The following is a 3519-nucleotide window of genomic DNA, read 5'->3' on the forward strand; positions in this document are numbered from 1 at the left end:
GGCGGGGTCGAGGGCGCGCAGCACGGCGGTCAGGACTCGGGGGTCGTCGCGCCACTCGGGGTGCTCGGCCCAGTCCAGGAGCACGTCCGGTGCGGCGTTGGCGCCCAGGACCTCGCACGCCTCGGCCTGGAGGCCGTCGCGGACCTCGGCCACGCCGGGCGCCTCCGAGCGGGGCAGGACCGGCCCGGCGTAGGCGTCCAGGGCCCGCCGGTAGGCGCCCGCGGCCAGGTGGCGGCGCACCTCGTCCACGTCGGTGGCCAGTGGACGGCACAGCCGGTAGGGGCGGGAGGCGAGCAGGCCGGGGCCGAGGAGGCGGCGCAGGCGCGACACCTCGGCGCGGACGGTGACCGGGGAGGCGTCCCGCTCGTGCAGCCGGGCGCCGAGCTCGTCGCCGGTCAGCCCGCGCGGACTGCGGGCGAGCAGGAGCAGGATCTCGGAGTGGCGGGTGCTCAGGTCCAGGTCGCGGCCGTCCAGGGTGAGCCGGGCGCCGTCGCGTCCCAGGACGCGGAGCCGGTCGTCCCCGGCGGGTCCGCGGGCTTCGGCGGAGGCGGCGCCTCCGCGTGGACCGGTGGGCGGGCGGGCGGTCCGGCCCGCCCGCCGCCGTCTCGGCTCGGGCCCCCGGGCCCCGGCGCGCAGGGCGCGCAGCTCCGCCTCCGCCGCGGTGGCGGCGGCGCGGACCAGGGCCAGGGCCTGCGGCGAGGCGAGGTGGCTGTCCCCGGTGAGGTCGAGGACGCCCAGGAGGGCGCCGGTGCCGGGGTCGTGCAGGGGCGCCGCGGAGCAGCTCCAGTGCTGCACGCCCCGGGCGAAGTGCTCGCTGGCGAACACCTGGACCTCGTGGTCGAGGGCGAGGGCGACACCGGGCGCGTTGGTGCCGACCGCGTGCTCGTGCCAGTTGGCGCCCTCGACGAAGCACATGTCCTCGGCCCGGCCGCGGAGCCGGTGGTCGCCCTCCACCCACAGCAGGCGGCCCGAGGCGTCGCCCACCGCGAGGATCTGGGGGCCGGGCGCGGTGTCGACGAGCAGGTGCCGCAGCAGCGGCATGACGGCGGCCAGCGGGTGCGCGTCGCGGTGGTCGCGCAGGTCGGGGCCGGTGAGCTCGATCCGGGGCAGGGCGGTGTCGGGGTCCACGCCGTGCTGGGCGCTGCGCCGCCAGGAGGCGCCGACGACGGGGCGGACCGGGCCGCTGACCCGGCCGGAGTCGGTGAAGCGCGCGTGCGCGACCGCCACGTCCCGGCGCACGGCCTCGGGGTCGGCCTCCCACGGCCACGCGTTCCACGGTCCCGGCATGCGCGCTTCCCTCCGCCGAGGCGACGGCGGGCCGTGCCGACGGACCGCCCGACACCCCGATTGAATCCGCGCCCGCCCCTTCTGACAAGGGGCCGGGGCGAACCTGCCGCTCCCCGTCCCGTGCGCGCGGGCCCGGTGCCGCGTGAGCCGGGGCCGACCGCCTCCGTGGTCGCCCCGCGCGGGCCCGGTCCGTGTTGGCAGGGGCCTTCAAAGAGAGGGCTCCGCCCGTCCCACGTGACGCTCGGACCCGTCCCGGACGGACGGGTCCCCGCGGTGCCCGCCTCAGCACTCCTCGCGGACGCGCTCCCTGCCGGGGCCGCAGAGCCAGTAGGCGGGGTAGGCCCGCACGTCCTCCACGGTCGGCGCGGCCGGGGGCGCGGCCGGATAGGGGTCACTGCCCCAGTCGAAGCGCGGGCGCAGCTCGCGCGCGGTGGCGCCGTCGGGGAGGGCGTCGCGCCCGGCGGGGGTCAGGTAGGTCCCGGCCGGGGTCCTGCGGGCCAGGCCCGCCTCCACCAGGGGCCGGGCCAGCTCCTCCTCCACTCGCCCGTCCCACCGGGTGGTCGCCGCCGCGGTCCCCAACAACGCTGTCAGGTCCTTGATCAGTGTGCTCATGCGCAAACGGTAGCGATCCGCGGACCCGCGCACCCGGGCATTGCCCGAACTCGGGAGAGTGCGCCGGAACACACCCGGCCGCCCGCCCGGAGCGGGTGCGCCGCCGGTCCGCGCGGCACGCGGACGCGGGCGGACACGGGTGTCGGTTCAGAGCGGGTGAGGCCCCTCCTCCCCGGGCGGGTCCGCCACGAGCGCGGCGAGCGCGACCGTCATCGCCACCCGGGCCCGCGGGTCGTGCAGCGGCAGGTCCGCGACCCGGCCCATCCGGCGCAGCCGGTACCGCACCGTGTTGGGGTGCAGGCCCAGCAGCTCCGCCGCCCTCCCCAGGTCCCCGTGCACGTACAGCCAGGCGCGGAGCGTGCGCGCGTGGTCGGTGCCGTGCTCGGCGTCGTACCGGACCAGGTCCGCCACCGGGTTGCGGACGGGCATGCGCCCGGCCTCGGCCACCAGGCGCAGGCGGCGCAGCAGCACGGAGTCCCAGGCGTCGTCGTAGACGACCGCGTCGGCGCCCTCGGGCGCCTGTCCGTGCAGCGTCAGGCACTCGTCCGCCTCCTGCCTGCTGGCGGGCAGGCCCGCGGCGTCGGCGGTGCCGCCCACCCCGGCCACCACGCCCAGCCGGTCGGGCAGGCCGCGCAGCGTCGAGCGCACCCACTCCACCGCCGGAGCGGGGTCGTCCCCGCACGGCAGCACGGTGTACACGGTGGTTCCGAGCAGGGTGCTGCGTCCTGGACGCGACCAGCCGAAACCGGTGGTGACCTGCTCGAACAGGTGCAGGATCGCGGCCTCGGGCTCGGTGCGGGCGCGTGCCTGGAAGGCGATCACCCGCAGCCCCGCCCCGAGCAGGCCGATCCGCCCGGCGGTCTGCGCCGGGTCGGCCGAGCCCTCCAGCAGGTCGATCACCGACTCCGACTCCACCTGCCGCTCCAGGTCGCTGCTGACCCTGGCGCGCAGCATGTGCAGCCCGACCGTGTGCGCCCCCTCGCTCAGCGCCCGGGAGCGGTCCGCGTCCAGGGGCGCGTCGCACGCCACCCACAGCGTGCCCAGGAGTTCGCGGCCCACCCGGATCGGCGCGGCGGTGCGTCCGCCCATGTCGAGTTCGGGTATCCCCGGTACGAACCGGGGGCCGGTCGCGGCGGCCAGCCGGGTGAGCACCCCGTCGGCGTCGAGGCGTTCGCGGACCCGCTCGGGGACCCGCCGGTCGACGAGGGTGTCGCGCCGTACCCGGTCGGTGCCGCCCTGGGAGGCCGAGTAGGCCACCACGCGCGAGGCGCGGTCCTCGATGGTGACGGGTCCGCCGACCTCGGCGGCGACGGTGTCGGCCAGGGTGAACAGGTCGCTGGGGCCGCGCCCGGCCTCGGTCTCGCGCCCCTCCAGGACCAGCCCGTAGACGACCCCGGAGACCTGGCTCCACGACACGGCGGGCTCCACGACCAGGAGGGCGGGGCCGCCCTCGCCCAGGCGTGCGCGTACGTCGTCGCCGGGTTCGGTCGCGGACCGGATGATGACGACGGTCGCGCGGGCCTGCTCGGCCAGGCGCACCGCCTCGGCGGCCGAGTCCACGCCGACCGCGAGGAAGGCGTCGCCCAGCTGCGGCACGTCGTCGGTGGGATCGTGCATGGC

General features: G+C 78.0%; 3 protein-coding genes. All 3 read right to left on the reverse strand.

The features are described 5' to 3' along the window. On the reverse strand, window positions 1-1287 hold a 1287-nt coding region (locus DQW06_RS23675; RefSeq protein WP_117199336.1), incomplete at its 3' end, for a GAF domain-containing protein. A 282-nt stretch (window positions 1288-1569) separates the two neighbouring features. Continuing rightward, window positions 1570-1899 carry a hypothetical protein gene (locus DQW06_RS23680; RefSeq protein ID WP_013155871.1) on the reverse strand — a complete coding sequence of 110 codons (330 nt, stop codon included), beginning with the start codon at window positions 1897-1899 and terminating at the stop codon, window positions 1570-1572. 147 nt (window positions 1900-2046) lie between these two features. After that, on the reverse strand, window positions 2047-3519 hold a 1473-nt coding region (locus tag DQW06_RS23685; RefSeq protein ID WP_157983581.1), incomplete at its 5' end, for a CdaR family transcriptional regulator.

The sequence above is a fragment of the Nocardiopsis sp. TNDT3 genome (genome assembly GCF_003427465.1).
Taxonomy (GTDB): Bacteria; Actinomycetota; Actinomycetes; order Streptosporangiales; family Streptosporangiaceae; genus Nocardiopsis; species Nocardiopsis dassonvillei.

Bases quoted from the DNA above. Each gene is read 5' to 3' on its own strand.
- DQW06_RS23680 (WP_013155871.1), bottom strand. From the start codon at position 1,899: ATGAGCACACTGATCAAGGACCTGACAGCGTTGTTGGGGACCGCGGCG.